Genomic DNA, 22,266 nt, shown 5'->3' on the forward strand with positions numbered 1-22,266 from the left:
AGGCAGTTGCCAGGGATGGCAATCCACCATCGGGGCACTTAGTGGGGGCACTTCATAGTTCGGACCGAGCGCGTAATTAAGTTAGGCTAACCTTGCAAAATTACCATGCGGTGGCCGCACCGCCCGTGTGAGAAGAGCTCCAAGTGCCCCGCCATTCCTTGATCGCTGCCACCGCAGGCCTGACAGTTCTTGCATCCGCCCTGACCGGGTGCGGCTTCACCGGTGGGCAGCCCGCCGATCTTCAGATCTACTCCGCCCGTCACTACGACCTGGAGGGCGCTTTCGGGCAGTTCACAGAAGAAACCGGGATCTCCGTGGAGTTCATCAGCGGTGGTGATGCCGAGCTTCTTGAGCGTCTCAAGGCGGAGGGGGAGGACACCCCGGCGGATGTCTTCATGACGGTGGACGCCGGCAACCTTTGGAATGCGGCACGCCAGAATGAGCTCGCCGCGATTGACTCCGCGGTTCTTGATCAGGCGGTGCCGGAGGACCTCCGCGATCCGCAGGGCCGGTGGTACGGACTGGCCATGCGGGCCCGTACCGTTACCTACAACCCCGCGAAGGTGGATCCCGCTGAATTTGATGCAAAAGATACCTACGGGGGGCTGACTGACCCCAAGTGGAAGGGGCGGCTGTGCATGCGTGACGCCACGTCTTCCTATACGCAGTCCCTCGTGGCGAGCCTGATCGACCTTCACGGCCGGGAGAAGGCCCTTAAGATCGCCAAGGGCTGGGTGGCCAATGACGTGCAGATCATGAGCAACGATGTCCTGTTGCTTGAGGCCATAGACGCGGGAACCTGTGATGTGGGCATCAACAACCACTACTACCTTGCCCGCACCTTGGCCAAGAACCCGGACCTCAAGGTAGACCTTTTCTGGGCAAGCCAGGGCGGTTCGGGGACGCATGTGAACATTTCCGGGGCGGCCCTGGTCGAGGGCTCCGACAACCCTGAGGCCGCGCTGCGGCTCATTGAATGGCTGGCGACCAAGGGGCAGAACGCGTTCGTTGACGCTAACCACGAGTTTCCGGTCAATCCAACGGTGAAGCCGGAGCCGGTCATTTCGGATTTCGGCGAGTTCAAGCGCATGCCGCTGAACGCCCAAGCTTACGGCGATCTCAATGCCGAGGCCGTCGACCTGCTCGCCGAGGCCGGATACAAGTGACCGGAACGGCCGTCCTTGCTGAGGCGAGGACGCCCAAGCGCCGTTCTCGCCTTAGGGCCGGTGCCGACCGTCCGGGGTGGTCGGCCCTCGTCCTCGTGGTAGCTGCTGTGGTTGCCACGCCCGTGCTCGCGGTGGTCCTTGACGGGCTCGGCAGCCTGGGCGATGCCGCGCCGCCGCGGGGGCTTTTCGACATGGCGGTGACAACACTGGTTCTGATGGTCGGAGTGGCCGCGGGCTCGCTTCTGGTGGGCGGCGGTTTGGCGTGGCTCGTGACGGCTTACCGCTTTCCGCTGCGCAACGTCTTCGTCTGGTTGCTGGTCCTGCCCCTGGCCGTGCCCGCCTACATTCTGGGTTTCGTTTTCCTGTCCGTCTTCGACGTGTCCGGTCCGGTGCAGTCGGCCATGCGTGCAGTATGGGGTGCGGATGCGTGGATGCCTGAAGTCCGGTCACTGCCCGCGGCAGTGCTGGTGATGTCTTTGTCCCTGTACCCCTACGTCTACCTTCTGGCGCGCACGGCGCTGATTGAGCATACGGCGGGCACCTACGACGCGGCCCGGACCCTGGGCGCAGGGCGAGGGCGGGCGCTGCGGCGGGTGCTGCTGCCGCTGGCCCGGCCGTCACTGGCGGCGGGCATGTCCCTGGTGATGATGGAGACGCTGACGGACTTCGCCACGGTGCAGTACTTCAACGTCCAGACCGTCTCCGTGGGCGTCTATTTGGTCTGGAAGGGCACCTTCAATTTTCACGCTGCGACCCAGCTGGCGATCCTGGTGCTGCTGTTCGCCCTTGCCGTACTCGCAGGCGAGCGGGCCCTGCGCGGCCGGGCCCGCTACCACCGCCAGGGCGGGCGAGGACAGGGCCTGCAGCCCAAGCAGCTCCGCGGGGGCCGCGGCTGGGCCGCCACCGCCGTCTGCATGGCGGCTCTCGGCACGGGCTTCCTGATTCCTGTGATCCAGCTCCTGGTTTGGGCGCTGCGGGAGGCAGTCACGAACCCGGTCTTCCTGGCGGATCCGCGCTTCGGCGCGTACGTCGTCAACACCCTCCTCGTGGCGACGGTCACCGCAGTGGCCTGCGTGTTCCTCTCCGTGGCCGTGGCGCACGGTGTGCGCCTGAACGGGGGCCGGTTCATTGCCTCCGCCGCGCAGTTGACGACGTTCGGTTACGCCGTACCGGGCGCTGTGGTGGGCATAGGTGTGCTCCTGTCCTTTGCGGCGCTGGACACCGCCCTGGAGCGTGCCGGCGTGCCCGGAGGCACGGGTCTGCTTGTCACCGGTTCGGTACTGGGCATCATTTACGCCTACGTGATCCGCTTCCTCGCCCCGGCGTATCAGGCCGTGGACGCGAGCTTCGCGAAAATTCCACCGACTATCACTTTCTCTGCCCTCAGCCTCGGCGCCGCCCCGCTGCGAATCCTGGGACGTGTCCATGTCCCTCTGGCCAGGTCCGGGATTGCCGTGGCCCTGATGCTGGTGGCGATCGACGCGGTCAAGGAGCTGCCCATCGTGTTGCTGCTGAGACCTTTCGGGTTCACGACGGCGTCTGTGTGGGTCTACGAGCTTGCGCGCGAGAACTTCTGGGAAAAGGCCTCGCTGCCCGCGCTGGTGATCGTCGCAGCCGCCGTCCTCCCCGTTCTCGTCCTTGTCCGGCAGTCCCGCCGCGCCGAAACTCAAGGGAAGGCGCACGCATGAGCATCCGCACGGCAAGGGTCCAGCGTCCTTTCGCCGCCGAGGGGCCGCCGGCGGCTCTGGTCCTTGAGGGTGTCACCAAGCACTACGGATCGGCTGTGGGCGTGGACGCGCTGGAGCTGACGATCCCGGCCGGTGAGCTGGTGACCCTGATCGGCCCATCGGGCTGCGGGAAGTCCACGACGCTGCGCCTCGCCGCAGGCCTGGAACGGCCGGACACCGGCACTATCCGAGTCGCCGGGGACGTTGTGGCCGACGGGCGCCGTTTTGTTGACCCCGAGCGTCGCCGGGTTGGACTGGTGTTCCAGGACTACGCATTGTTCCCGCACATGACCGTCGGCCGGAACGTTGAGTTCGGCCTGGACCGGCTGCACCGCGGTGAGCGCCGGGCACGGGTCGGGGAAGTACTCGACCTCGTTCGGCTCGCCCACCTTGCCAACCGATACCCGCATGAACTTTCCGGCGGCGAACAGCAGCGTGTTGCCCTGGCCCGCGCCCTGGCGCCACGGCCGGCCGTCGTGCTCCTTGATGAACCGTTCTCAAGCCTGGACGAGTCCCTGCGCGCGCAGGTGCGCCGGGACACCGTCGCCACGCTCCAGGAGACCGGCACCACCGGGGTGCTCGTCACTCACGACCAGACGGAGGCACTCTCCGTGGGCACCCGGGTGGTCGTCATGCGCGGCGGTGTCATCGAGCAGGCGGATACGCCGGAAACGGTCTTCGAGCAGCCGGCCACACGTTTCGTGGCCTCATTCATGGGCGACGCCGACTTCCTCCCGGCGCGGGTGCAAAGAGCCCTGCTGACGTGTGAGATCGGCATCGTTTCTACGGTCCCGGGCTGGGCCAACAGCGACGTCGATGTCGACGTGGTGTTGCGCGCCCACGAAGTCGCGCTGCACCCGGACCCGGGGTCCTCTGCACGGGTGTGCGCTGTCGAATACCACGGGGCGTTCGTGCTTCACTACGTCAGGCTGGCGTCCGGGCGAACCGTGCGCTCCTGGCAGCCCCACACCGTGCGCCACCCCGTCGGCACGGCGGTCGCCGTGACGGTCGCACCCGGTACAACCCCCACACTGCTGCTGGGCGACCGGGCGATCACCTCTCCGCCTGCGGACAGCTCCTCGGAGCACAGACCGTCCGAGCCCATCGAGCTAAGTTAGGCCAGTTCCCATGTTCACGAATACCGCGTTGGTGACGCGTTGACCGCGCAGCCTGAGCTCGCCCGGGTCGCCTTCGCCGACCTCGCCCGCCACGGCGACCGCCCGGCGGTTCTGTCCGCCCACGGGGTCCTTTCATACCGGCAGCTTGCCGCACGCGTCGATGATGTCGCCGCCCGTCTGGGCACCGAGCGCCGGCTGGTGGCGCTGGCATCGCGCAATGACCTGGACTCTCTCGTCGGATACCTCGCGGCCCTGTCGGCCGGTCATCCCCTTTTGCTGGCTCCGGCAGACAAACCTGAGGCCTTGGCGTCCCTCGTGGCCGCCTACGACCCCGACGTGATGCTGCGTTCAGGCGAAGGCGACGGCACTCCAATGCTTGAAGAGCGCCGTGTCGGCTCCCGGCACGAACTGCACCCCGAACTGGCGCTGTTGCTCAGCACGTCGGGGTCGACAGGCTCACCGAAACTGGTGCGGCTTTCGCATGCCAACCTCACGGCGAACGCCGAGTCCATCGCGGAGTACCTGCACATCGGACCCCAGGACCGCGCCGCGACGACTCTGCCCCTGCATTACTGTTACGGCTTGTCCGTAGTAAACAGCCACCTGATCCGTGGGGCAGGCCTGGTGCTCACCGACCTTTCGGTCGTGGACCCCTGCTTCTGGGAACTCTGCCGGGAACGGCGGGTCACTTCCTTCGCGGCGGTTCCCTACACCTTCGACCTCCTGGAACGGGTAGGGTTCGCGGAGGCGGACCTGCCGCATCTGCGCTACATCACCCAGGCCGGCGGGCGCCTGGCGCCTGAGAAGGTGCGCTCCTGGGCCGCGACCGGGCAGCGCCGCGGCTGGGACCTCTTCGTCATGTACGGGGCAACGGAGGCAACTGCCCGCATGGCCTACCTGCCGCCGGATCTGGCCGCCGACCATGCCGAAACCATCGGTGTCCCGGTGCCGGGCGGCACGTTCCGCATCGAGCCGGTGGAGGACCTGGCGGACGGGGAACTCGTCTACAGCGGCCCCAACGTCATGCTCGGCTATGCTGAGCACCCCGAAGACCTCGCGCTGGGTCGGGAAATCCATGAACTGCGCACCGGCGACCTCGCCCGGCAGCACCGGAACGGGCTCTACGAGGTTGTAGGCCGGCGCAGCCGGTTCGTGAAGATCGTGGGCCTGCGCGTCGACCTCGGGCAGGTCGAGCGGATCTTCGCCGAACTAGGGATCACCGCGGCCGCAGCCGGCTCCGATGACCGCCTTGTCGTCGCTGTCGAGGGCGAGCACGACGCGGGAATGCTCACCAAGGTCCTCTCCGGCAGCGTCGGGTTGCCCCGCGCCGCCGTCGCAGTGCATGCCGTCGAACACCTGCCACGACTGGGCACAGGCAAGATCGATTACCCGGCCGTCCGCAAGCTTGCCGCGCCGGGCTCCCCGATCCCCGCTGCCGCTGCCGTGGGCGGTGAGCCAGGCGCCCCGGACGCCCACGACGTCCGGCGCATCTTCGCCGAGGCCCTGGAGCGTCCCACTGTTCGCGACGACGACACGTTCGTCTCCCTGGACGGGGATTCCCTGTCCTACGTGGCGGTCTCCCTGCGGCTGGAGCACGCTCTGGGGCAGCTCCCGCCCGATTGGCACCTCACACCCGTCCAGGAACTCGAACGCCGCCGGACACCCAGGCGGCGTCGACTCGTATCCTTCCTGGAGACCTCCATTGTGCTCCGGGCCGTTGCCATCGTGTGCATCGTGGCCACGCACGTGGAACTGATGACCTTCCAAATCGCCCACCTGCTATTCGCAGTGGCCGGCTACAACTTCGCACGGTTCCAGTTGGCCGATGAGCGGGTCCCGCGGCTGCGCCGCCAGATGCGCGGTGTCACGCGCATCGCGGTGCCCTCCATGACGTTCATCGCCGTGGCATACCTGCTCACCGACGACTACAGCATCGCCAACATCTTCCTGCTCAACGCCATGCTGGGGCCCCAGGAGCTGACGACCCAGTGGCACTTCTGGTTCGTGGAAATGCTCGTCTACGTCCTGCTGGCCGTGACAGCGCTCATGGCCATACCCTGGGTCGAGCGCTGTGAGCGCCGTGCGCCCTTCGCGTTCGCGTTGGGCCTCGTTGGCATTGCCCTGCTGTCCCGTTACGACATCGTGGACCCGGGCCTACCTAAACCTGCGCCAGTGTTCTGGCTCTTCGCGCTGGGCTGGGCACTGGCCCGCGCCCGCACAACCCTTCACCGGTGGACCGTCTCAATCATCACGCTGCTGACCCTGCCTGGCTTCTTCGACAACGTCGTGCGGGAAGCAGCCGTGGCCGCGGGCATCCTGCTGCTTGTGTGGGTGCCCGCCCTGCCCGTGCCGGCGGCCCTGCGCCGCGTCACCGGCTGGCTGGCAGCAGCCTCCCTGTACATCTACCTCACCCACTGGCTGGTCTATCCGGTACTGCTGCCGCTCAACCCGCTCCTGGCTGTCGTGGGTTCCCTCGTGCTGGGCGTCGGTTACTGGGCTCTGTGGCGATGGCTGCCCGCTGCAGCCGCCACCACAAGGGCGAGACTAAGCAGGCAATTCTGGGATGGCCCGCGAACCAGCCGTCAACCATCACCTGAGCGCAGCACTGCAGGGCGGACCTCCGAATCCTGAGAAACGGCGCAGCGGATGGAGTCAGAACCCGCCACCGATACTTTCTAGTCATCGCTACCCCGGGGAACCCATCGGCCGAGGTTCACAGGCATGCCGCTCGTTGAGCGTACACAGACGAAGATGTGAATCAGCGGCCGTGAAGGAACGCAGATGTGAATCGCCAGCCAACGGGAGTTTGAAGGACCTCGCGAAGGTGGCCGAGCGTCAGGGAAGGGCCGATCTGGAGGAGCCGCCGGATGGCCAGCTCGCTGCCGGCAACCGGGACGGTTATCGCCAGGAGCTGGTATGCACCTCCGCTTAGACGGTGCCACAGGCATCGGCGTCTGGTGGCGCGACCAAGCCGACCACCACATGCGCCCCGAGGCAAGCTTTCTACAAGGTCTCCTCGTACGATCAGTACATGCTGGACAGTGACGCCGAGGTGGGACGGGTGCCTGCCGTGCCTGCAGGGGGAGAGCCCCCAGCAATCTGTCGCGGACGCCATGCGTCAGCTCGGCTGGCGGTGGTTCCGCGCCGCCGTATCTGTTCCGGGGACCCTCCCCCTGAGGAGCATCTCCATGTCCTTGTCTCGCCGTAACTTTGTGGGTGCCGGTGTAGGCGTCGCCGCCTTGGGCTTCGTGTTCGTCGGCGCCGGCAGCCTCGCCCCGTTCGTCCGTCCCGGCAACGTTGCCACCCGCAATGCCGTCGGCTACGGCGCCTTGGTTTCGGACCCCAACGGTATCCTCGCACTGCCCGAAGGTTTTTCTTACAAGCTGCTTGCCCGTTCCGGCCAGACGGCAATGGCCGAAGGTGTCCACCCGTCAGATCCTGACGGCATCGGCGTGTTTGAGGCTCCCAACGGCGGATCTGTGCTGGTCTGCAACCACGAAAACGACGGAGAGGAGCCCTTCCCCGTTCCCGTGGTCGAGGCACTCACGTATGACCCCGGAGCCAAGGGTGGCACCTCCACTCTCATCGTAGATGCAGCGGGCAACCGCGTGGGCCAGTACACGTCCCTCGCCGGCACCAATAACAACTGCGCCGGCGGTATCTCTCCGTGGGGCACGTGGCTGACCTGCGAAGAGACAGAAGCCCGCGCCGGGTCTGGGACCAACACCAAAGACCATGGCTATGTCTTCGAGGTGGACCCGGCCAGCCGCGAGGCCAACATCGGAAAGTCCGCGGTTCCGCTGAAGTTTTTGGGCCGCTACTCCCACGAGGCCGTAGCGGTCGACCCGGCCACCACCCAGATCTACCTCACCGAGGATGCGGGCAACCCCAACGGCCTCTACCTGCGCTGGACTCCGCCAAACGGATACGTACCGGGTAGGGAAAGCCTGCGCAGGCTCGCCGAAGCCGGGGGCGGGGACACCGCCGGGCGCCTGCAGGCCATGAAATGCTTCCTCGGATCCACCCACGTCAAAGACCTTTCCGAAGCCACCACGGTGGGCACTAGCTACAGGGTTGAGTGGATCGACATTCCGGACCGTGACGCCCGCACCACCTCGGTACGGAAGCAGTTCAGCAACGACCAGATCACCCGTGCCCGCAAGCTCGAGGGCCAGTGGTGGGGTGACGATGGAGCCTACTTTGTCTCCAGCTTTGCCCGCATCATTTACGGCAGCGCCAATAGCCACGACGGACAGGTCTGGTTCTACCACCCCGCCACCGAGAGCATCACCCTCAAGACCATCTTCGGGGTCAACCCCAACCCGAATGCGGAAAGCGGCCACTTCGATGGCCCCGACAACATCACGGTGGCGCCGCAGGGCGGCCTGATCCTGGCGGAGGACGGCGACGGCGTCTCGCACCTGGTGGGCGTGACCAGCCAGGGCAGGTCCTACCCGTTGGCCCGCAACGAAGTCAACGACTCTGAGTTCTGCGGACCGGCTTTCAGCAAGGACGGCAAGTGGCTCTTTGCCAACATCCAGTCCCCTGGCTTTACCCTTGCGATCACTGGCCCTTGGACCCGTCCGTCCAACGACGCAGCCTAGAACTATGCTGCTGAGGCCGTCGGCGGCGAGGGAATCCTCAGAAGAACCTGGTCGTGACCGTTGTCTTCCGGCCATTCCACACCCGACGGTGACTGCAAGGCTGATTCCGGCCAGAACGGCGGGAAGGGCAACCGCCCCCGGGTCGGTCAGTTTATTCTGACCTCGCCGAGGGCGGTTGCTGCGTGATGTCGTTAGTGAACGGGGGATGCCGCAGTCCGGCCGCCTTCGGCCGATTCCGTCAATTCGCCCGTGATGATGCGCTCTACCTCTGCTTTTTGCTTGGCGCCCCAGGTTTCTCGTGTGTTCAGGACTCCGAGCAGGCCGATGACGCCGACGAGGACGTAGAGTGAGGCGCCGCCTGCCCACCCGAAAGCGGAGGCCAGTAGCACGGCCAGGAAGGGTGCGAAGCCTGAAATGGAGGCGGCAACCTGATAGCCGATGGAGGCGCCCGAGGTTCTGGTATTGGTCCTGAACAGCTCTGCGAACCAGTCGCGCGGTTCCGTTACTTATCCGAGAAGTAGGCCCACGGCGGACTCGAGGAAATCCATGAGCAATGCGCTGCAACGAGCACGGTTGCCTCGTCAAGGTACGTGCCGACGTGGAGAGTCTGCACGCTTAAGGCTTCGGAGTAAGAGAGCGTCTACTCGATCTCAAACTGATGCGAACTCTGGAAGCGGACGGTTCAGGTCAAGTGGTCGAAGTCTCCCCGCGCCCAAGCAGCGTGCCGTTGGGCGGAATTGTGCAGAATTGCCTTGGCTCCCGACGCGATTACATTATTGAAGTTGCCGTAGATCCGGTCGAACTTGTGCTCTCCCAACTGCTCAGCGATTCGCAGCGCCACCGCACCGGATAGCGGCAGATGATTCGGGTAGCTGCGCATGAAGGAGATGGAGCGACGGTCTGGATTCGGGTACACGCTGTCACCGGTCAGTAGGGCTCCTCTGCCGGCCGCGCCTGCAGCCCAGTGGACCACCGCGCTGCCCGGAAAGTGCCCCCCGGTCTGGTGTAGTGTCAACCCTTCGGCGATGCTCTGGCTGCCGGACCAGTATTCGATGATCGGATCATTGCGTCCCAGCCATCGTCTGTCTGCGTCCGCCACAAGTACGGGGACGCCACCGAGCCGATGCGACCATTCGACCTGCACACCAAACATGTGCGGATGGCTAGCGGCAATCGCGAGGACCGGACCCCGCTCAAGCACTGCCTTCACAGCGGCGTCATCGACATATCCGACCGGATCCCACAGCAGTGAACCCTCGTGGGTTGCCACAAGCTGAGCGGTCTGGCCGATCCCGACTTTTGGATGCGTCTGGATCCCGATGAGTCCCGGCTCGTTCTCCTTGAACAATGTCTGTTGGCCCTCCTGCGCCAGACCGTCCAGGGTGAGCCACTTTTGTCCGTCCTCGGGCACATACTGCCGCTCATCGGTGCAGATCGGGCAGACCTCTGGGGTAGGTTCGTCGCGTTCGACGGCACAGGTAGCGCAGATCAGCATGGTTGGTCCCTTCCAAGCGTCTTGTGTCCTGCTGTGGCGCCTTCTTCGCCTTCGGCCGCGGGCTGGCGGCGTGCCCAGACTATGGCACTGGAAGGTTTCCTAGGAAGAGAGGAACTTCACTGCTCGCCGCCGTCGAAAATTCGTTGGTCCCGCACGGGTTAAACATCTTCCCTCCTCACAGGGTCGCGACGTTGGGCCCGGAACTGTCGAAGGATTCCAGCCTGCGCCTCAATGAGTTTGCGTTCGCCAAGCTCTGAGAGCATTCAGAGTTTGCCCAGTCGGGGGCGACGACGTCGACCGTCCCGCTCAGCCGCATATACCTTATCTCTCGTCTCGACGGTGTCTGCAATAGGCAGCACAGGCCCCAGCACGGCACCAAAGAGCCTGCACATCACACTGGCAGTTACCCGGCGCCAGGGCCCCAGCAGTTCCAATTTCAGGAGCCGCCGTTTTCAGGAGCTGCTGTGCGGACGCAGGACTAAAATCTGAAGCGCATATTGCTTCCAGGATTGGACGGTTCACCATGCGAGAGTCTTCCCGCAGAAGTTTCCCGCCAGTTGAAGCGGCGGTTTCCGGGCCGCGGAAGAAGCCCATGCGCTGGCTGCGCCGCGTCGGCATCGCGGCGCTCGTTGTCCTTGGGCTGATCTTGGTGTCCACGGTGGTCAATGTGGTCTTGGAGTCCAGGGAGAAGGCGACGACGGCAGCCTACGGTGAGCGGGTTGAGGTGACCGGTGGCGCCTTGAACGTGGTCCGGAGCGGGAACGGCGGGATGAACGAGGGCCCGCCGATCGTCCTGCTCAGTGGCCTTGGAACCCCCGCCCCTGGTCTGGACTTCGCGCCGCTGATCCGCGAACTCAACGGCTTCGACGTCATGGTGGTGGAAGGACTCGGGTACGGCTACAGCGACATGGAAGCCAGTGCACGGACCAACGAGCGCATCAGCAATGAGCTCCACGAGGTGCTGGCCAAACTCGAGGTCCGGCGGCCCTATGTTCTGGCAGGCCACTCGATCGCAGGTTTCTACATGCTCGACTACGCCAACCGGTACCGCTCCGAGGTCTCTGCGGTGGTAGGCATCGACGCGACGATACCCAAGCCCGGGGACGAGACGGTGGAGGAGCCGCAGCCGGACATTAACTGGGGCAAGGTCCTGGCCATTACCGGGCTGGTCCGCGCGGTGGTCACGGTGGCGCCTGGCCTCGTCGATCCGGACGGCAATGCTTATTCACCGGAGGAGCTGAAGCGCATGCGCACCATGATGATGTGGAACTTCGGCAATTCCGCCGTAGCCGACGAATCAGCCCGCATCGCGAACAACGCAGCGGCCCTCCGGGGAGTTACCTATCCGGATGACTTGCCCGTCCTGGCCTTCGTTGCCGATGAAAAGAACGGCGGAACAGCCGCCAAGACATCCGCGGCGCAGACGCTCTTGGAGAACGTCAAACGGCACCAGGTTGTCGCCCTGGATGGCGGGCATTACCTGCACTGGACGCAGTCCAAGCGGATGGCAGAGGAAATCCGGTTATTCCTTAGCCCCGCAGGGTAGCGCCAGTGTCTCAAGAACCAACAGGTTGGTTGTGTCCCTCTGCATCGCGGCTTGATCTTTTTCATCGCCGGTCTTGAGCCGTTGCGATCGATCACCATACAGTGATCGCTAATGACAAGCGCTTCAGGAGATGACATGTCCCTCGTCCGCGTGCATAACTTCTCGGTCTCCCTCGACGGCTTCGGCACCGGCGAGGGCCAGCAACTCGACGCCCCGTTCGGTCACGCAGGCTCACGGCTAGTGGAGTGGGCTTTCGAGACGCGCACCTTCCGCGAAATGGGAATCCACGGGGAGTCCGAGGGGTCCTTCGGCGTCGACGAGGCGTTCGCCAGCCAGTGGGGGCCCGGGATCGGTGTTGAGATCATGGGGCGCAACAAGTTCGGCCCTCAACGCGGTCCCTGGGAGGACGAGGAATGGAAGGGCTGGTGGGGCGACAACCCGGTCTTTCACACCCCTGTCATTGTTCTGACTCACCATCCTCGGCCGGTACTCAAGATGGAAGGCGGAACAACCTTCCATTTCGTTGACGCCGACCCCGTCTCCGCGCTCAAGCAGGCCCGCGCCCTCGCCGGCGACCTCGACGTCCGCATCGGTGGCGGCGTCAGCACGGTTCGACAGTTCCTCGAGGCCGATCTGATCGACCACATGCACATCGTCCTCGTGCCGATCATCCTGGGCCGGGGCGAACGGCTCTGGGACGGACTCGAAGGACTCGAACAACGTTTTGAAATAGAAGCCACCCCTTCTCCACACGGAGTTCTGCATCTGATCTTCACTCGTCGCACGGTCCGGTAGGCCGACCTGTTCATCAAATGAGGCGAGAGGAGGCTTGCGGATGACCGGTGGGACAGCCGGACCCGAAACCGGATATGCGCCGGTCAACGGGCTCCAGATGTACTACGAGGTGCATGGCGACGGCGGGACCCCGCTGTTGCTCCTGCATGGCGGGCTTTTTGACATCGAGCAGCAGTTCGGTGCGCTGATTCCGAACCTGTCGGCGGGACGCCGGGTGATCGCGACGGACTTCCAAGGGCACGGACGCACCAACGACATCGATCGGCCGCTGGGTACCCCCGCTCTGGCATCTGATGTCATAGGGCTGCTTGAACACCTTGGTGTCGACAACGTGGACGTGTTTGGGTTCAGTGTCGGAGGTGCGGTTGCGCTGGACCTGGCGATCAACCACCCAGAACTCGTTCGCAAGCTCATCGTTTCATCGGTGTCTTTCCGGGCTGAGGGCGACCGTGGCGGCAACGCCGAAGCGGTCGCGGAGATGACGGTAGACATGATTGCGGGAACCCCGATGGAGGAGCGCTACCTCGCCGTCTCTCCGCATCCGGATCGTGAGCACTTGCAGGGGCTGCTCGACAAGCTCGCACGGTACGGTGAGGGCGAAGCCGGATGGAGCGACGACGCTATCCGCGCAATCGCCGCCCCGACGCTCTTTACGGTCGGCGACTGCGACATGGTCAAGCTCGACCACGCGGTAAAGTTCCTCCAACTGCGCGGCGGAGACGTGAATGGCGACTTTGAGGGTGTGCCCGCGTCGCAGCTCGCGGTATTCCCCGGCACGACGCATTTCTTTGGGCTGGCGCGGACCGACCTCGTGCGCGAGGTCGTGATCACGTTCCTCGACGGGCCGGCGCCCGCCGGCTGGGCCGACCCGTGAGGGACGCCCGCCGAACGATGGCGGCGCCGCACGGGCCTCGGAAGCGCCCGGCGCCAGGGTCCGATCAGCCCTTGCTGACGGGCAGCACAAGCATGTAGCCGGTCGGCAGATTGCTGCTCCAGCGCCGCGGCTCGCGGACGACGAACTGCGTCGCCAACTGCTTGGGGGTGAGCAGGGCGTTGGGCGCGGGGGACGGTCCCCACCGATCGTCGCCGTACGGGTAGAGGGGATCTTGGACGCGGATGCCGGTGACCGAGAACTTCGGAAACTTGTCGGGGTCGCCGAGTGATGCGAAGCCGCTCATGACCCATACGTGGCGGCCGCGCCACATGACCAGCCCCACCGGCCGGCCCGTGTCGGCGATGGCGCGCGCTGCGGTGCGCAGCGCTTCCTTGTAGTCGGCGATGCTGACGACGGTGTACGGCCCCATCCCGACCTTGGTCAGCACCTCCGCCCAACCCAAGGGGTTGGCGCCGTTGAACGAGTTGGACGACCGTGCCCGGGCCATCTCCCACAGCTCGCCCTGCTGAACGCGATCGGTCCACGTGCGGGTCCCCGTGCGGTCGATGAGGTTATGCATGATCTGAATGCTCGCCGCCACACACCACTCAAAGGTGTACTGCGGCACGAAGTCCCCCTCCTGGTAGAGGTTGAGGGCGAACGCCTGGGGCACCGGGGTCGGCGTGGGAAGCGATGTTGGGGTGGCGGACGGGGTCCGGTGAGGAGCAGGAATGTCATCTTGTGCGGCTGGCGGGGCCGAGGAGGTCTGGATCGGTCGCTCAGTGGCGGCCTCATCGAGTCTGATAGCGGGCGCGCAGCCCGAGAGGAGGGTCGCTAGGCTGACGAACCAAGCCAGGAGACGGAGCGGGGCACCGACCATAATCCAGTTTATCGCGACGCGGCGGGAATGCGTCGAGCAGGGGAGGGCACACATGAGCCTCCAAGACGCCAATGGCGCTGTAAGACCTGTCGACTGGAGGTGCTGCTCGGCGAACGGTGCTACTCGGCGGACGGTCGTTGTCGTTGCCGTTTTGTGGCCGCCCGTTGTTCTTTTGCGGCGAGGCGCCGACGGTTGGAGCCTCGGGTCGGTTTGGTCGCACGGCGGACGGCAGCTTCGGGAGCAAGGCCCTCTGCCAGGAGGGCGGCGAGCTTGGCGAGGGCGATCTCGCGATTGCGTAGCTGAGAACGCCTCTCGGAGGCGGTTACGGTAATCACCCCGGCGATTATTCGGCGTCGCAGACGCGTCAGCAGCAGCAGCCGCTGGCTGTCGGAGAGGGCCGCGGAGTCCCTGAGGTTCCATGAGAGCTCGACGCGGCTGTCAGAGGTGTTGACGTGTTGACCCCCTGGCCCGGATGAACGCGAGAACCGCCAGCCGAGTTCCGACGTCGGAATCGTGAGTGCGGGCGACACTTCCAGATCCATGGAACCAGCCTTGCACAATAAGGGCGCGATCGAAGCCGTGCCCGACAGGGGAAACTGCACATGCGCGGCATTCCGCACGAAAGCGTTGGGGAACAAATGCGGTGCCACGAGCGGAAAATATGCAGGATCCGGGCCCGCACCGGCATAGTTAAGTTCTTGGGCCTGCGTTTATGGGTACAGTCACCGCATGAATGCAGGACGGAACGAACAGGGGCTTGAATTGGCAGGGAATGCAACCTTCCGGCACAGCAACACCGCGCTGCTTGCGGTGAGCAGTGTCGAGGCTCCAAGGATCGTGAGTTCCACGGATTTCGACCGCAGGTTGGCTTCGACCCTGCAGCGGCTGAAGTTCCCGCCGCGGCTGCTTGAGCGCGTTGCCGGCATAACGCACCGCCGCTGGTGGGCCGCCGGGACATCGTTTGATGATGCTGCCGTGGAAGCGGGCGCGAAGGCCCTGGCCGAGGCCGGCGTCGAAGCTTCCGAAATCGGCCTGCTGATCAACACCTCGGTCACCCGGCGCAACCTCGAACCGTCTGTCGCGGTGAAGATCCACCACGGACTAAGCCTGCCATCGTCGGCCATGAACTTTGACCTGGCTAACGCCTGCCTCGGCTTCGTCAACGGCATGACCCTGGCGGCCAACATGATTGACTCCGGCCAGGTCAAGTACGCGATGATCGTCAACGGTGAAGATGCCCAGGCCACGCAGGAGGCAACTTTGGCCCGGCTGCAGCGGTCCGAGACGACCCGCGAGGACTTCAACCGCGAGTTCGCCACCCTCACTCTGGGTTCCGGAGCCGCCGCAGCTGTCCTGGGCCCCGCCGACGAGCAGCCCGGGGCGCACCGGCTTATCGGCGGCGTGATGCGGGCCGGCACCGAGCACCATGAACTGTGCGTGGGCGGCATCGACGGCATGGCCACGGACACCAGGGGCCTGCTCGACGGCGGCCTGCAGCTCGTGGTCGACGCCTGGCACGAGGCACAGCCCGAGTGGGACTGGGGCTCGATGGACCGCTACGTCACGCACCAGGTCAGCAATGCCTATACGAAGGCCATCATCGATGCCATCGACCTGGACCCGGACAAGGTGCCCATCACGTTCCCGCACTGGGGCAACGTGGGCCCGGCCTCGCTCCCCATGACCCTGGCTGCCGAAGCGCAAACCCTCGAAACCGGGAACCGCGTGCTGTGCATGGGCGTCGGTTCCGGCCTGAACACCGCCATGATGGAAATCGTTTGGTAGCCGCCGACTGGCCCGGCGTCGAGCCTGAATGGTCGCGCGAAACCGATGTGGCCTCCACCTCCGCCGCCGATGCGCCCGGGACGGTGCGCCGCTGGCACCTGCTCGACAACGCTGCCCACCTCTCCCGTCGCGGCCTGACTCCCGCCGGCACCCTGCTGTGCGTGCACGGTAACCCGACGTGGTCCTACCTGTGGCGGACGCTGCTGGCCGCCGGATCCGACCCGGCACATCCGTGGCGTGTGGTGGCGGTGGACCAACTGGACATGGGCTACTCGGAGCGCACCGGCAGGTTCCGGCGCCTGGCGGACCGGATCAACGACCTGGGCGACCTTACCGACGCACTGGGCCTTGACGGGCCGGTCGTTACGGTGGGCCACGACTGGGGCGGCGTGATCAGCCTGGGCTGGGCCTTGGCACACCCGCGGCAGCTCACCGGTGTTGTGCTGACCAACACCGCCGTCCACCAGCCCTCCGATTCGGGCATCCCGCCAGCCCTGCGGCTTGCCTTGCACCCCGCCGTGCACGGATGGGGAACGACGACGTCGGACGCCTTCCTGCGCGTGACACACTCGCTCGCAAACCCGCCGCTGCCCGCCGACATCCGGAAGGCCTACATGGCCCCCTACCGTGGTGCCGGCCGCCGTGCCGGCGTGGGGAACTTTGTCGCGGACATTCCCGCCGACGCGTCCCACCCCAGCTACCCGGCGCTCCGCCGGGTCGCGGAAGGGCTGCGCGGGCTGAAGGTCCCGGCCCTGATGCTCTGGGGCCCGCGGGACCCGATCTTTTCCGACCGGTACCTCAAGGACCTTATCGGCCGGCTGCCGCACGCCAAAGTGCACCGCTTCGAGGGTGCCGGCCACCTGGTCGCGGAAGACCGGGACGTCGCCACACCCGTTTTCGATTGGCTCGCCGAGCAAGGCATGACCACCGGGAGCGATTCCCGGACAGCGGAAGCAGTGACGGTCGGTGGCCCGGGGCTGGAGGAAGCCGCCGAACCGGAGCAGGAGGGATTTCGGCCCCTTTGGGGGCCGCTCACCGAGCTGGCGGCAGGAGCCGCGGGCGGGGATACCGCCGTCGCGGAAATGGCTGCGGATGGCAGAACCAGCCGCTCGCTCAGCTGGCAGCAGCTGGACCGGAATATCCTTGACCTCGCAGCGGGGCTGCAGGAAGCCGGAGTGGGGAGCGGCAGCAGGGTGAGCCTGATGGTTCCGCCGGGAGTGGACCTGACCGTAGCCCTCTACGCCTGCCTGCGGCTGGGCGCGGTGGTGGTCGTGGCCGACGCCGGGCTGGGGACCAGAGGCCTGAGCCGCGCCGTGAAAGGTGCCACCCCCGATTTCCTCATCGGAATCGACAAGGCGCTGGCGGCTGCATCAGTGCTCGGCTGGCCGGGACGGCGGATCAGCGTGCGCGGCCTGCAGGCCGCCCGCCGCCGAATCCTTGGCGCCGAAACCTCGCTGGACGCCCTCACCCGGCGCGGAGCGAGCCTGCGGCCGGAGCTCCCCAGCCGGGGTCCGGCCCTGGCTCCGGATCGAGATCCGGATCCGGATGCCGACGCCGCCGTGCTCTTCACGTCCGGCTCCACCGGTCCCGCCAAAGGCGTGCTCTACACCCATCGGCAGCTGGCCGCGATGCGGGATACGCTGGCCGAAACCTTCGGCATCCGTTCCGGTGCCCGACTGGTGGCGGGCTTCGCCCCGTTCGCCTTGCTGGGGCCGGCGCTCGGAGCGGTTTCCGTGACGCCGGCCATGGACGTCACTGCCCCCCGGACCTTGACGGCCCGCGCGCTGGCGGACGCCGCCGCGGCCATAGACGCCACGGTGGTCTTCGCTTCGCCGGCGGCGTTGCGCAACGTCCTTGCCACCCGGGACGGCGTGAATGGGGCAGGGCATAAAGCTCTCGAAGGTGTCGAGCTGCTGCTCTCCGCCGGCGCGCCGGTCCCGGAACCGCTTTTGGCGGAGGTGCAGCAGCTGCTGCCCCGGGCCTCGCTGCATACCCCATACGGGATGACCGAGGCGCTGCCCGTCACCGACATCAGCCTCAAACAGATCCGCGCCGCGGAGGCCGACGCTGCTGCCGGCACCGCGGCGGGAGCAGGGAACGGCGTGTGCGTGGGGAGACCCGTGCATGGCGCCCGCGTGGCCGTCGTCCCACTGGCGGCGGATGGCACCGCCCCCGGGCCCCATCCCGTGACCGAGGCTGGTGTGACCGGCGAGATCCTGGTCAGCGCCGCGCACGTCAAGGAAGCATACGACAGGCTTTGGCTTATCCAGCGGGAGAGCGCCAGTCTGCCCGGATGGCACCGCACGGGCGACGTGGGGCACTTCGACGCCGGCGGGCGGCTCTGGGTGGAGGGACGCCTCGCCCATGTCGTGACGGCGCCCGGTGCTGTGGTGACGCCCGTGGGCGCCGAACAGGCCATCGAACGCCTGGACGGCGTCCGGCTGGCCGCCATTACCGGGGTCGGACCGGCAGGGACGCAGGCCGTCGTCGCCGTCGTCGAGACCGTACCTCCCGCCCGCAAAGCCGGCCCTGCTGCGCCGCAGCTCGCCGGGCGCGTCCGCAGGGCGGCCCGTGACGCTGGCGTGCATGTCTCCGCTGTGCTCGCAGTCCCCGCACAGCCCACCGACATCCGGCATAACGCCAAAATCGACAGGACCCGCCTGTCCCGCTGGGCTTCGCGGGTGCTGGCCGGCGGCCGTCCGGGAGAGCCATGAGGCTCCTCGTCACCGGCGCGAGCGGGCTGCTCGGGCGGGAAGTGGCCCGGCTACTGGTCGGCCAGGGCCATGCCGTCGCTACGTTCCAGCGCCGTCCATCAGGAGTCGACGGCGCTGCCGACTTCTGCGGATCCGTCACGGACGATGCGGCGCTCCGGAGAGCTGTCGCCGGCGCCGAGGGCGTCATCCACCTGGCCGCGAAGGTATCTTTTACAGGCCGTGCCGCAGAGTTTGACGAGGTGAACGTCGAAGGGACCCGCCGTTTGCTCCATGCGGCCCGCCAGGCCGGCGTGCGGGACGTGGTGTTCGTCTCCTCCCCGTCCGTGGCCAACTCCGGCGCCGCCATCGCCGGGCTGGGCGCGGAGCCGGCTGACCCACACCACGCGCACGGCCACTACTCCCGCACCAAGGCCGAGGCGGAGCTACTGGCGCTGGCAGCAAACGCTCCGGAATTCCGGGTCGCAGCGGTGCGCCCCCATATCGTCTGGGGACCCGGCGACACCCAACTGGTGGAACGGGTCCTGGCACGAGCCAGCCGCGGCCGCCTGCCGCTGCTCGACGCCGGTGGGGCCCTGATCGACACCACCTACGTGGACAACGCCGCCTCGGCCATCGTCGCCACGCTGCACCGTATGGGGCACGTCCATGGCAGGGCCTTGGTTGTGAGCAACGGTGAGCCCCGCCCGGTCGGCGAGCTGCTGGCGGGCATATGCGCTGCAGGCGGCGTCCCGGCGCCGTCGTGGACTGTCCCGGGTGGGGTGGCGCGGGCGGCGGGAGCGGTCGTGGAGAAGCTTTGGACCTGGGCCGGGCGGCAAGAGGAGCCGCCGATGACCAGGTTCCTTGCTGAGCAGCTCTCCACTGCCCACTGGTTCGACCAGCGCGAGACCCGGGAACTCCTCAACTGGACGCCCGCTGTCTCGCTTGATGACGGATTGGCGAGGCTCGCTGAGCACTACCGTACCGGGTCAGCGGTGCGGGTTCACCGATCCTGAGGACACCGGCTGCAACGAAGGCCACGTGTCCGCCGAGGAGAAGCGGACGCCCGTTGCCATGTTCGGCCGGGCCAGGGCGGCAGCCGACAAGACTTTCGCCTATCTTGCCTGAAACCTTCGCCTACCTTTCCCAAAAGGGGTGAGCATCAATACGTGAAGGGGGGTGAGCATCAATGGCTGAAGACAAGGATCTGTTGGATTGGGTTTCCCCGCGCAAGCAGCGGGAAATCGACAATCAAGCTGCGTTTCTGCGCTACCTGCTCGAGCGCGAAGACGCTACCGCTGAAAAGGGCTGAGAAATTATGAACGATTACCTTCCCCGTCCCCACGAATCGTATGACCCGCAGTGGGTCATCAGGCGCGACCTGGCGAACATCATCGCCAAATACACCGATAGGGGCGATCACGAGACCGCCACTGTCTACGCTGAAGCACTTGCCCGTTACAGCAGCGAGTAAAAACTGCCCCCTGCCACAATCAGGGGGTTTTACTTTCGGAAAAGCGCCACGGAGTATATTCCGTGGCGCTTGTTTGCCCATGAACGGCTTCACATTATGAGCTGCTCGACTGCATTCGCTTGCGTTCGGAAATGTGCTCCACCAGTTCGCCCACACGCTCTTCCGAGTAGTTGCGCGCGATGTCACCCTGGCTGATGATGCCTACCAACTTGTGGTCAGCAATGACCGGGAGCCGCCGCACCTGGTACCTCTCCATCATTTCGATGGCGGCGTCAACGTTCGCGTCGGCGTCAATCCAGTGGGGCCTGCCCGCGGCGAGGTCACGGGCCATCATTTCGCGTGGATCACGGCCCACGGCCACGCACTTGAGTACGATGTCCCGGTCAGTGATCATGCCCATCAACTTGCCGTCGTCACCACAGATCGGCAACGATCCGCAGTCCAGGTCCAGCATCATCCGTGCTGCATCTACGAGGGACTGGTTCTCCCTAATACACTGTGCATCCGTCGTCATGAATTCACGTACTGCACTCATTGTTCCTCCTTCATCGATTGAGGTATCGACGCAAGAGTCACCGGGCACATGCGCCGATGCTGCCAGCCTACGCCGGGGCCGGCGCCGATGTCGACGGCGGTTACGAACCTTTAGGGACGGGTGCGCGGCGGCCCGTACCACTGGCTTCGCGAGCACGGTGGGCGACCCCATCCCGCCAGATTTTTCGTCAATTTCAACCGTTGCGCAGGCTGTAGGTGCTGACGACGTTGCCCTTGCTGGTCCTGTACTGGTCCTTCAGCTCCAGCCTGGTCAGCGGGTCGCCGTCCTCGAATAGCCGCCGTCCGCTGCCGGCCACGACGGGGTGCGTCATGAGTGTCAGCTCATCCAGGACGCCGGCGAACAGCAGCTGCCGGGTCACCGAGATGCTGCCGCATACGGCGATCTCGCCGCCGTCGCGCGCTTTAAGGTCGGCGACGAACTCCTCCAGCGGCGCCTCGATCAGGCGCGAGTTTTCCCATTCCAAGGGCTGGGACAGGGTGCGGGAGGCGACGAACTTTTCGACCGGGTTGATGAAGGCGGCGAAGTCCTCGTCCTGGGAAGCGTTGGGCCAGTACCCCGCCCACTCCTGATAGCTGACCCGCCCCAGAACGACTGTGTCCACAGTGTTGATCATCTTGGTCAGTCCCTTTCCCAGGTCCTCATCGAAGCTGTCGAACTGGAACTTGAACGGGTCCTGCACCACGCCGTCCACGGAGTGGAACAGTCCGGCGGTGACTTTGCGCATCGGGGCCTCCTAAAAATCGGGTCATCAGGCATTACGGTATTCCGGTGGCAGCTGCCAGGGGAAGGTCCTTGCGCTCGGCGGAATCCCGCCGCCGACCTTTCGTTAGCTCCTTCGGGGCCATTTTCTGTAGGGCTGTGCCTGTCTATGCTGATGCTTGACAGCAAGCTCACCACGGGGGCGATGGAGGTCGCTACGGGGAGGAAAGAGCCATGACCCAACGTGTGGGCAGGGTGATCTGCGACATTACGGTCTCGGCCGACGGGTACTCGGCCGGGCCCAACCAGACAGAGGACCGCCCGTTCGGCGACGACGGCGGCGACGGCTGGGGCAACAAGCTGCACGAGTGGTTGGTCGAAACTCCCGAGGAGAACCGTGCCGAGACCGACCAGATGACCGCCGCCAGAGCATTCATCATGGGGCGCAACATGTTCGGCCCGGTCCGTGGTGAGTGGGATCGGGCGTGGAACGGCTGGTGGGGCGACGATCCGCCGTTCCACGCCCCGGTCTTCGTGCTTACGCATCATGCCCGCGAGCCTCAGCCGATGGAGGGTGGCACTACGTACTACTTCGTCACTGACGGAATCGAGTCGGCATTGACGCAGGCACGTGCGGCTGCCGGCGACGGCGATGTCGCGGTCCAGGGCGGCGCGACAACCGTCAACCAGTATCTCGCCGCCGGCCTGATCGACGAGCTGCGGCTGCACATTGCGCCGCTAACGCTCGGCGCCGGCACGCGGCTGTTTGAGGGCGTCCCGCCACTGAAACTCGAACAAGTGAAGGCGCGGGCGGCGAGACTGGTTACACACGTGACCTACCGCGTGCGGGCCTGAGC

General features: G+C 65.9%; 20 protein-coding genes. 14 read left to right on the forward strand and 6 right to left on the reverse strand.

What is annotated here, in order from left to right; translation table 11 throughout:
* The first annotated feature begins 143 nt into the window (after nt 1-143).
* The 5 genes from ACIP9X_RS18695 to ACIP9X_RS18715 all read left to right on the forward strand — a co-directional run bounded on the left by ACIP9X_RS18695 (nt 144) and on the right by ACIP9X_RS18715 (nt 8,615).
* Nucleotides 144-1,166, forward strand: a complete 1,023-nt coding sequence (locus tag ACIP9X_RS18695; RefSeq protein WP_400481258.1) for an extracellular solute-binding protein — start codon at nt 144-146, stop codon at nt 1,164-1,166.
* Nucleotides 1,163-2,854, forward strand: coding sequence for an ABC transporter permease (locus tag ACIP9X_RS18700; protein WP_400481259.1), 1,692 nt, complete (start codon nt 1,163-1,165; stop codon nt 2,852-2,854). The genes ACIP9X_RS18695 and ACIP9X_RS18700 overlap by 4 nt, the downstream gene beginning before the upstream one ends.
* A complete protein-coding gene (locus tag ACIP9X_RS18705; protein ID WP_400481260.1) occupies nt 2,851-4,011 on the forward strand; it encodes an ABC transporter ATP-binding protein in 1,161 nt (386 codons plus the stop codon). Before ACIP9X_RS18700 ends, ACIP9X_RS18705 begins: the two co-directional genes overlap by 4 nt.
* Before the next feature lie 39 nt (nt 4,012-4,050).
* The gene (locus ACIP9X_RS18710) at nt 4,051-6,642 is read left to right on the forward strand and encodes an AMP-binding protein (RefSeq protein WP_400481261.1); all 2,592 of its coding nucleotides are present in this window, start codon (nt 4,051-4,053) and stop codon (nt 6,640-6,642) included.
* 557 nt (nt 6,643-7,199) lie between these two features.
* Nucleotides 7,200-8,615, forward strand: a complete 1,416-nt coding sequence (locus tag ACIP9X_RS18715; RefSeq protein WP_400481262.1) for an alkaline phosphatase PhoX — start codon at nt 7,200-7,202, stop codon at nt 8,613-8,615.
* A 191-nt stretch (nt 8,616-8,806) separates the two neighbouring features.
* On the opposite strand, the gene ACIP9X_RS18720 is transcribed toward ACIP9X_RS18715, so the two are convergent.
* The gene (locus ACIP9X_RS18720; protein ID WP_400481263.1) at nt 8,807-9,004 is read right to left on the reverse strand and encodes a hypothetical protein; all 198 of its coding nucleotides are present in this window, start codon (nt 9,002-9,004) and stop codon (nt 8,807-8,809) included.
* A 293-nt stretch (nt 9,005-9,297) separates the two neighbouring features.
* Nucleotides 9,298-10,110, reverse strand: coding sequence for a hydrolase (locus ACIP9X_RS18725; protein ID WP_400481264.1), 813 nt, complete (start codon nt 10,108-10,110; stop codon nt 9,298-9,300).
* A gap of 523 nt (nt 10,111-10,633) precedes the next feature.
* On the opposite strand from ACIP9X_RS18725, the gene ACIP9X_RS18730 reads away from it, so the two are divergent.
* The 3 genes from ACIP9X_RS18730 to ACIP9X_RS18740 all read left to right on the forward strand — a co-directional run bounded on the left by ACIP9X_RS18730 (nt 10,634) and on the right by ACIP9X_RS18740 (nt 13,325).
* Nucleotides 10,634-11,656, forward strand: coding sequence for an alpha/beta fold hydrolase (locus ACIP9X_RS18730; protein WP_400481265.1), 1,023 nt, complete (start codon nt 10,634-10,636; stop codon nt 11,654-11,656).
* 135 nt (nt 11,657-11,791) lie between these two features.
* Nucleotides 11,792-12,451, forward strand: coding sequence for a dihydrofolate reductase family protein (locus ACIP9X_RS18735; RefSeq protein ID WP_400481298.1), 660 nt, complete (start codon nt 11,792-11,794; stop codon nt 12,449-12,451).
* A gap of 40 nt (nt 12,452-12,491) precedes the next feature.
* Nucleotides 12,492-13,325, forward strand: a complete 834-nt coding sequence (locus ACIP9X_RS18740; protein WP_400481266.1) for an alpha/beta fold hydrolase — start codon at nt 12,492-12,494, stop codon at nt 13,323-13,325.
* 64 nt (nt 13,326-13,389) lie between these two features.
* Here ACIP9X_RS18740 and ACIP9X_RS18745 read toward each other — a convergent pair whose 3' ends face one another.
* The gene (locus tag ACIP9X_RS18745) at nt 13,390-13,953 is read right to left on the reverse strand and encodes a hypothetical protein (protein WP_400481267.1); all 564 of its coding nucleotides are present in this window, start codon (nt 13,951-13,953) and stop codon (nt 13,390-13,392) included.
* A gap of 371 nt (nt 13,954-14,324) precedes the next feature.
* The gene (arfB, locus tag ACIP9X_RS18750; RefSeq protein ID WP_400481299.1) at nt 14,325-14,747 is read right to left on the reverse strand and encodes an alternative ribosome rescue aminoacyl-tRNA hydrolase ArfB; all 423 of its coding nucleotides are present in this window, start codon (nt 14,745-14,747) and stop codon (nt 14,325-14,327) included.
* A 220-nt stretch (nt 14,748-14,967) separates the two neighbouring features.
* On the opposite strand from arfB, the gene ACIP9X_RS18755 reads away from it, so the two are divergent.
* From ACIP9X_RS18755 to ACIP9X_RS18775, 5 genes are all read left to right on the forward strand, one after another.
* Nucleotides 14,968-15,990, forward strand: coding sequence for a 3-oxoacyl-ACP synthase III (locus tag ACIP9X_RS18755; RefSeq protein ID WP_400481300.1), 1,023 nt, complete (start codon nt 14,968-14,970; stop codon nt 15,988-15,990).
* On the forward strand, nt 15,984-18,704 hold the full coding sequence (locus ACIP9X_RS18760) for an alpha/beta fold hydrolase (RefSeq protein WP_400481268.1): 2,721 nt from the start codon (nt 15,984-15,986) through the stop codon (nt 18,702-18,704). Before ACIP9X_RS18755 ends, ACIP9X_RS18760 begins: the two co-directional genes overlap by 7 nt.
* Nucleotides 18,701-19,696: an NAD-dependent epimerase/dehydratase family protein gene (locus ACIP9X_RS18765; RefSeq protein ID WP_400481269.1), complete on the forward strand. Its 996-nt coding sequence runs from the start codon at nt 18,701-18,703 to the stop codon at nt 19,694-19,696. Before ACIP9X_RS18760 ends, ACIP9X_RS18765 begins: the two co-directional genes overlap by 4 nt.
* A gap of 173 nt (nt 19,697-19,869) precedes the next feature.
* Complete coding sequence (locus tag ACIP9X_RS18770; RefSeq protein WP_400481270.1) at nt 19,870-19,992, forward strand: hypothetical protein; 123 nt, start codon at nt 19,870-19,872, stop codon at nt 19,990-19,992.
* 6 nt (nt 19,993-19,998) lie between these two features.
* On the forward strand, nt 19,999-20,154 hold the full coding sequence (locus tag ACIP9X_RS18775; RefSeq protein ID WP_400481271.1) for a hypothetical protein: 156 nt from the start codon (nt 19,999-20,001) through the stop codon (nt 20,152-20,154).
* A gap of 94 nt (nt 20,155-20,248) precedes the next feature.
* On the opposite strand, the gene ACIP9X_RS18780 is transcribed toward ACIP9X_RS18775, so the two are convergent.
* Nucleotides 20,249-20,689, reverse strand: a complete 441-nt coding sequence (locus tag ACIP9X_RS18780; protein ID WP_400481272.1) for a CBS domain-containing protein — start codon at nt 20,687-20,689, stop codon at nt 20,249-20,251.
* 193 nt (nt 20,690-20,882) lie between these two features.
* Nucleotides 20,883-21,434: a dihydrofolate reductase family protein gene (locus tag ACIP9X_RS18785; RefSeq protein WP_400481273.1), complete on the reverse strand. Its 552-nt coding sequence runs from the start codon at nt 21,432-21,434 to the stop codon at nt 20,883-20,885.
* A gap of 209 nt (nt 21,435-21,643) precedes the next feature.
* Between ACIP9X_RS18785 and ACIP9X_RS18790 the strand changes: the two genes are divergently transcribed.
* Nucleotides 21,644-22,264, forward strand: a complete 621-nt coding sequence (locus ACIP9X_RS18790; RefSeq protein WP_400481274.1) for a dihydrofolate reductase family protein — start codon at nt 21,644-21,646, stop codon at nt 22,262-22,264.
* Nucleotides 22,265-22,266: the final 2 nt, after the last annotated feature.

This window comes from Arthrobacter sp. NPDC093125 (assembly GCF_044754225.1).
Classification (GTDB): domain Bacteria; phylum Actinomycetota; class Actinomycetes; order Actinomycetales; family Micrococcaceae; genus Arthrobacter.

Excerpts from the sequence above, each read along its gene's own strand:
- ACIP9X_RS18705 (WP_400481260.1), top strand. The coding sequence starts at position 2,851 with ATGAGCATCCGCACGGCAAGGGTCCAGCGTCCTTTCGCCGCCGAGGGG.
- ACIP9X_RS18715 (WP_400481262.1), top strand. The coding sequence starts at position 7,200 with ATGTCCTTGTCTCGCCGTAACTTTGTGGGTGCCGGTGTAGGCGTCGCC.
- ACIP9X_RS18725 (WP_400481264.1), bottom strand. The coding sequence starts at position 10,110 with ATGCTGATCTGCGCTACCTGTGCCGTCGAACGCGACGAACCTACCCCA.
- ACIP9X_RS18730 (WP_400481265.1), top strand. The coding sequence starts at position 10,634 with ATGCGAGAGTCTTCCCGCAGAAGTTTCCCGCCAGTTGAAGCGGCGGTT.
- ACIP9X_RS18735 (WP_400481298.1), top strand. The coding sequence starts at position 11,792 with ATGTCCCTCGTCCGCGTGCATAACTTCTCGGTCTCCCTCGACGGCTTC.
- ACIP9X_RS18740 (WP_400481266.1), top strand. The coding sequence starts at position 12,492 with ATGACCGGTGGGACAGCCGGACCCGAAACCGGATATGCGCCGGTCAAC.
- arfB (WP_400481299.1), bottom strand. The coding sequence starts at position 14,747 with ATGGATCTGGAAGTGTCGCCCGCACTCACGATTCCGACGTCGGAACTC.
- ACIP9X_RS18765 (WP_400481269.1), top strand. The coding sequence starts at position 18,701 with ATGAGGCTCCTCGTCACCGGCGCGAGCGGGCTGCTCGGGCGGGAAGTG.
- ACIP9X_RS18770 (WP_400481270.1), top strand. The coding sequence starts at position 19,870 with ATGGCTGAAGACAAGGATCTGTTGGATTGGGTTTCCCCGCGCAAGCAG.
- ACIP9X_RS18775 (WP_400481271.1), top strand. The coding sequence starts at position 19,999 with ATGAACGATTACCTTCCCCGTCCCCACGAATCGTATGACCCGCAGTGG.
- ACIP9X_RS18780 (WP_400481272.1), bottom strand. The coding sequence starts at position 20,689 with ATGAGTGCAGTACGTGAATTCATGACGACGGATGCACAGTGTATTAGG.
- ACIP9X_RS18785 (WP_400481273.1), bottom strand. The coding sequence starts at position 21,434 with ATGCGCAAAGTCACCGCCGGACTGTTCCACTCCGTGGACGGCGTGGTG.
- ACIP9X_RS18790 (WP_400481274.1), top strand. The coding sequence starts at position 21,644 with ATGACCCAACGTGTGGGCAGGGTGATCTGCGACATTACGGTCTCGGCC.